Genomic DNA, 5,496 nt, shown 5'->3' with positions numbered 1-5,496 from the left:
TGTTCCAGCATATAGGCCAGATGCGTGTGCATAATCAAAGCTGCCTTGGATTGCTGGGTCTTCATCAGTGAATGAGATACCACGGAAGATATAATCACTGTAAAGGCCAACAGATGCACTTGTTGAGTGCTGACCGTCTTCACTTTCCCAAGCCATTGCTGATGAAGCAGCAAACATGGTTGATGCTGCTAATGTAAGAGCCGAAATTGTACGTAATTTCATTATGGTGTTACTCCTCGGTTTAAAATGTTTTTAGTCTTTCTTGAATACCTGCGTTGGTCTTTTGCAACACTTTGTATTCAGACTACAACAACAAGAGCAGAATGTGTGCCAACTTTACAAATCCTATAAAAAACAGATGGATAAGGAGGTGGTGGACACAGTCTAGGCTTAACATGTGATCAATTTGGTGCGACAAATTTGACGCTTTGTCCAAAATGGTGCAGTTATGTTTTATTCATCGCCATGGAGGCATTGAGTTGGTATGATTGCCATACCTTATATAAAGTGACGCATATGACTTATCCTCAAATAGATCCCATAGCCCTAAGTATCGGTCCCCTTCACGTACATTGGTACGGGCTGATGTATTTATTCGGTTTTTTGTTTGTCTGGTTACTGGGGCTTTATCGCGTCAATAAAACGGAGTGGACTCGGCAACAATTGGAAGATTTATTGTTTTACGGCGCGGTAGGCGTGATCATTGGTGGGCGCGTAGGGTATGCCATTTTTTATGATTTTCAGGCAAACCTGGAGAACCCATTAAACATATTCAAAATATGGCAAGGAGGGATGTCTTTCCACGGTGGCTTGCTGGGTGTACTAGCTGCCTTTGCGTGGTTTGGTAAGAAAACAGGTAAATCCTTTTTTGAGATCAGTGACTTTATTGCCCCGATGGTACCTATCGGCTTGATGTTTGGTCGTATCGGTAACTTTATTAATGGTGAGCTATGGGGGAAAGTCACGGATGTGCCTTGGGCCATGGTGTTTCCTGGTGCAGGACCACTACCAAGACATCCATCGCAACTTTATGAAGCTGCCTTAGAAGGTGTTTTGCTATTTATCATCTTATGGTGGTTCTCATCCAAACCAAGACCGAAAGCGGCAGTTTCTGGCTTGTTCTTATTGGGATACGGTTTTTTCCGCTTTTTGGTAGAGTTCGTGCGTATTCCTGATGCTCAATATGGATATTTAGCTTTTGATTGGTTAACCATGGGACAAATTCTATGCTTACCTATGATCGTATTTGGCATCATCCTGATGATTGTGTCTTATAAGGTTGAAGCTAGAGTAAAACCGTAAGCCAAGTTGCAGTGGCGATGAGGATAGTCATTAACACGGCAAACGAACCATAATCTTTAGCGCGCCCAGATAACTTATGTTTGTCTGTACTTACCCGGTCAACAACGGTTTCAATCGCTGAGTTGAGTACTTCCACTATCATGACTAACACGATGCTGGAAATCATCAAAAGTCGTTCTACCGCTGTGACATCCAGGTAAAAACTGAACGCTGCTAATAAAACAAAGGCAAAAAATTCCTGACGGAAAGCTTCTTCATGTTTTAAAGCTGATCGAAGACCCTGCCATGAGTAGACCAGAGCGAAGAGTAAACGCTTAATGCCACGATTTTTTTCCATAAAGTTCTCAGCAGTTATTAATATAAATGTTTGAATTATAGGCAAACATTATTAACAGCATGTTAAAATTACCTCCTTTAATTTCTAGATTGTTGGTGTGATATGAGTTTCCAGGATCATTATGAGGTCATCGTTGTCGGTGGTGGCCATGCCGGAACCGAAGCGGCGTTAGCCTCTGCTCGTCAGGGTGTGAAAACACTATTACTGACGCAAAATATCGAGACACTAGGACAGATGAGCTGTAATCCAGCAATCGGTGGCATTGGTAAGGGGCACCTGGTAAAAGAAATTGATGCTCTAGGCGGCATTATGGCGAAAGCCGCTGATAGGGCGGGTATTCAGTTTCGCACATTAAACTCTAGTAAAGGGCCTGCGGTCAGAGCAACACGAGCTCAGGCAGATCGTATTCGATACAAAGCGGCAGTCCGGGCTTATCTGGAAAATCAACCCAACCTCTATATATTCCAGCAACCAGTCGATGATCTGGTGGTAGAAAGTGATCGCGTTGTGGGTGTTGTGACTCAGGCAGGACTGCGTTTCTCAGCTAAAGCGGTTGTGTTAACAGTGGGTACTTTCCTTGGCGGGTTAATACATATTGGTTTACAAAACCATCAGGGCGGTCGTGCTGGCGACCCAGCTTCCATCGCTCTATCCCAACGTCTGCGTGCTTTACCTTTTAGAGTTGACCGCCTTAAAACAGGCACACCACCACGCATAGATATCAATAGTATTAATTTCTCAGAGCTGACTGAGCAGCCTGGTGATACTCCTACACCCGTATTTTCATTCTTGGGTAAAGCTGAGCATCATCCTCGTCAAATCTCGTGTTACATCACTCACACTAATGAACGAACACATGATGTCATTAGAAATAATCTGGATCGTTCACCGATGTATAGCGGTGAAATCGAAGGTATTGGTCCACGTTACTGTCCCTCTATCGAAGATAAAGTGGTTCGTTTTGCCGATCGTCAATCACACCAGATTTTCCTAGAGCCAGAGGGATTGGAGTGTGGTGAAGTTTATCCAAATGGCATCTCGACAAGTCTTCCATTTGATGTGCAGTATGAAATAGTGCGCTCGATGGGAGGTTTGGAGAATGCTCATATCACAAGACCGGGCTATGCGATTGAGTATGACTTCTTTGATCCACGTGATTTGCACCCCTGGTTGGAAACAAAATACATGGCAGGTCTGTTCTTTGCCGGTCAGATTAATGGCACTACTGGTTATGAAGAAGCGGGTGCCCAAGGATTAATTGCTGGTCTGAATGCTGGGTTGCAGGCCCGAGGTGAAGAGCAGTGGTATCCTCGTCGTGATGAAGCCTATATGGGCGTATTGATTGACGACTTGATTACATCAGGTACACGTGAGCCCTATAGAATGTTTACCAGCCGTGCCGAATATCGTTTGATGCTGCGTGAGGATAATGCGGATATTCGCCTGACACCAATTGGTCGTCAATTAGGTCTGGTTGATGATGAACGCTGGGCCGTATTTAACGAAAAACAGGATGCTGTGGCCAGGGAAAATGCTCGTCTTGATAGCTATAAGTTTGTACCGGAAAAAGTGGATCAAGAAAAAGCTGAGCAGGTGTTGGGAGAAAAACTCAATAAAGTGGCGTCGGCCAAAGAATTACTTAGACGCCCGAAAGTGGATTATGCTGGCCTTTTAGATTTGATGGGAGAGTCAATGGATATTGCTGATGATGTCGCCGAGCAAGTGGTGATTCAGGCGAAATATTCGGGTTATATTGATCGTCAACAAAATGAGATTGATCGATTACAGCGTCATGAGAATACAGAATTACCTTTAGACATGGACTATAAAAATGTGCGTGGTCTATCTAATGAAGTGAGAGAGAAGTTAGAACACGCCAGACCTGGTAATTTGGGTCAGGCTGCACGAATCTCAGGTGTGACACCTGCAGCCGTTTCTTTATTATTGGTTCATTTAAAACGAAGCGGTTTGAGTGAAGCCAGTTAATGCTTGAAGCGAGCTTGTTACATCAATTAAAGCGTGGTTGTAAATTACTTAATCTGACTTTGTTAGATGAGCAATATGACAGGCTAGTGGTATATGTCATGCTGCTACATAAGTGGAATAAGGTCTACAACCTCACTTCTGTGCGCGACCCTGAACAAATGATGGCGAGACATATTATCGATAGTCTTTCTGTCTTACCCTATATTGCATCAACGTCATTACTTGATGTCGGAACCGGTGGGGGCTTGCCTGGGGTGCCTGTTGCTATATGCCAGCCGCAAACGCGAGTGACATTGCTCGACAGTAATTCAAAGAAAACGCGTTTCTTACAGCAAGTCAAAGCAGAACTGGCGTTAGATAATGTGACGGTTGTGCATGGACGCGTTGAACAGGTATCTTTACCTAAATTTGCTATCATCACGGCACGGGCATTTGCCAGTATTGATGACATCATTCAGTTAGCAGGTCAACATTGTGAGGACAAGGGCTACTTGGTGCTCATGAAAGGGACTTATCCTGAAGATGAATTAGCATTTGAATCGACAGACTTTCATTTGCACGATGTGCTCTCGTTGACGGTTCCAGAGTGTGATGGTGAAAGACATTTAGTAAGACTTATCAAGGATTAAGACTGAGTATGGGCGATATCTTTGCAGTGACCAATCAGAAAGGTGGCGTTGGAAAAACGACCACCACCGTCAATCTGGCCGCGTCACTGGCAGATTATGGAAAAAAAGTCCTACTCATCGATCTCGATCCGCAAGGTAATGCCACCACGGGTTGTGGGCTCGATAAAAATGAGATAGAAAACAGCAGCTATGAAGTCATCATGGCTGAAGCTCGTGCAGCAGACGCTATAATACGCCCTGAAGAAATTGGTTTTGATGTCATGCCAACCAATGCTGATTTGACGGCTGCTGAAGTAGAGTTGCTTGAGAGTAAGTTACGTGAACATCGTTTACGCATTGCTCTTGAGTCGACACGCGAGAAGTACGATTACATTCTCATTGACTGTCCACCTTCGCTGAGTATGCTAACCGTTAATGCACTGGTGGCATCGCAAGGGGTGTTGATCCCCATTCAGTGTGAATATTATGCACTGGAAGGTCTGTCGTCGTTATTACGAACAATTGAGAGAGTTAAGCAAAGGGCTAACCCAACTCTGGATGTGACGGGATTATTAAGAACGATGTTTGACGCCCGAAACAATCTGGCAAACGAAGTATCTCGACAATTGATTAGCCATTTTGAAGGCAAGGTTTTCCATTCAATTATTCCGAGAAATGTACGTTTGGCTGAAGCTCCGAGTCACGGGTTACCCGTACTGAATTATGATCGTGCTTCAAGAGGTTCGATAGCTTATATGGCGTTGGCAAGTGAGTTTATGCGACGACAGAAGCAAAGTGCTAAATGACAAAGGTTAATCAATAATGAGTAAAAAAAGAGGTTTAGGCCGCGGACTAGATGCCTTACTTGCAGATGTGCATCAGGAAGACACTACAAATCTAGATGACAGTTTGCAGCACTTTCCTCTTGATATGATTCAGCCTGGCAAATATCAACCGCGTGTGGATATGTCACAAGAGTCTCTGGAAGAGCTGGCTGATTCTATTCGGGCACAAGGCTTGGTTCAGCCTATTATTGTTCGGCCTGTAGCTGAAGGTAAGTATGAAATCGTGGCAGGTGAACGCCGTTGGCGTGCTTCCAGAATGGCAGGTCTGGTAGAAGTTCCTGTACTGGTTCGTGATGTATCTGATCGTAGTGCCATTGCTATGGCATTGATAGAAAATATTCAGCGTGAAAATCTTAATCCGATGGAAGAAGCAAATGCATTATTCCGTCTACGTGAAGAATTTGAAATGACGCATCAG

Annotated in this window: 7 protein-coding genes; 5 read left to right on the top strand and 2 right to left on the bottom strand. The window is 44.2% G+C overall.

Annotation, left to right across the window (positions count from 1 at the left end):
- Positions 1-222, bottom strand: a 222-nt coding sequence (locus tag B4K20_RS10650) for a TorF family putative porin (protein ID WP_289282867.1), incomplete at its 3' end; no start/stop codon positions are given.
- 294 nt (positions 223-516) lie between these two features.
- Between B4K20_RS10650 and lgt the strand changes: the two genes are divergently transcribed.
- Positions 517-1,302 (top strand): prolipoprotein diacylglyceryl transferase, encoded by a 786-nt coding sequence (gene lgt / locus B4K20_RS10645; RefSeq protein WP_289282866.1) that lies wholly within the window; start codon positions 517-519, stop codon positions 1,300-1,302.
- On the opposite strand, the gene B4K20_RS10640 is transcribed toward lgt, so the two are convergent.
- The gene (locus B4K20_RS10640; RefSeq protein WP_286306019.1) at positions 1,286-1,639 is read right to left on the bottom strand and encodes a diacylglycerol kinase; all 354 of its coding nucleotides are present in this window, start codon (positions 1,637-1,639) and stop codon (positions 1,286-1,288) included. The genes lgt and B4K20_RS10640 overlap by 17 nt on opposite strands.
- Positions 1,640-1,741: 102 nt before the next feature.
- Between B4K20_RS10640 and mnmG the strand changes: the two genes are divergently transcribed.
- The 4 genes from mnmG to B4K20_RS10620 all read left to right on the top strand — a co-directional run.
- Complete coding sequence (gene mnmG / locus B4K20_RS10635) at positions 1,742-3,625, top strand: tRNA uridine-5-carboxymethylaminomethyl(34) synthesis enzyme MnmG (protein WP_289282865.1); 1,884 nt, start codon at positions 1,742-1,744, stop codon at positions 3,623-3,625.
- Positions 3,625-4,254 carry a 16S rRNA (guanine(527)-N(7))-methyltransferase RsmG gene (gene rsmG / locus B4K20_RS10630; RefSeq protein WP_289282864.1) on the top strand — a complete coding sequence of 210 codons (630 nt, stop codon included), beginning with the start codon at positions 3,625-3,627 and terminating at the stop codon, positions 4,252-4,254. Before mnmG ends, rsmG begins: the two co-directional genes overlap by 1 nt.
- An 8-nt stretch (positions 4,255-4,262) precedes the next feature.
- The gene (locus B4K20_RS10625; protein WP_289243543.1) at positions 4,263-5,039 is read left to right on the top strand and encodes a ParA family protein; all 777 of its coding nucleotides are present in this window, start codon (positions 4,263-4,265) and stop codon (positions 5,037-5,039) included.
- 13 nt (positions 5,040-5,052) lie between these two features.
- On the top strand, positions 5,053-5,496 hold a 444-nt coding region (locus B4K20_RS10620; RefSeq protein ID WP_289282887.1), incomplete at its 3' end, for a ParB/RepB/Spo0J family partition protein.

It is taken from the genome of Methylophaga sp. UBA5088 (genome assembly GCF_002414625.1).
Lineage (GTDB): Bacteria > Pseudomonadota > Gammaproteobacteria > Nitrosococcales > Methylophagaceae > Methylophaga > Methylophaga marina.
This window is presented reverse-complemented; position numbering and strand designations above follow the sequence as displayed.

Coding starts and splice junctions, on each gene's coding strand:
- B4K20_RS10640 (WP_286306019.1), bottom strand. CDS start 1,639: ATGGAAAAAAATCGTGGCATTAAGCGTTTACTCTTCGCTCTGGTCTAC.
- mnmG (WP_289282865.1), top strand. CDS start 1,742: ATGAGTTTCCAGGATCATTATGAGGTCATCGTTGTCGGTGGTGGCCAT.
- lgt (WP_289282866.1), top strand. CDS start 517: ATGACTTATCCTCAAATAGATCCCATAGCCCTAAGTATCGGTCCCCTT.
- B4K20_RS10625 (WP_289243543.1), top strand. CDS start 4,263: ATGGGCGATATCTTTGCAGTGACCAATCAGAAAGGTGGCGTTGGAAAA.
- rsmG (WP_289282864.1), top strand. CDS start 3,625: ATGCTTGAAGCGAGCTTGTTACATCAATTAAAGCGTGGTTGTAAATTA.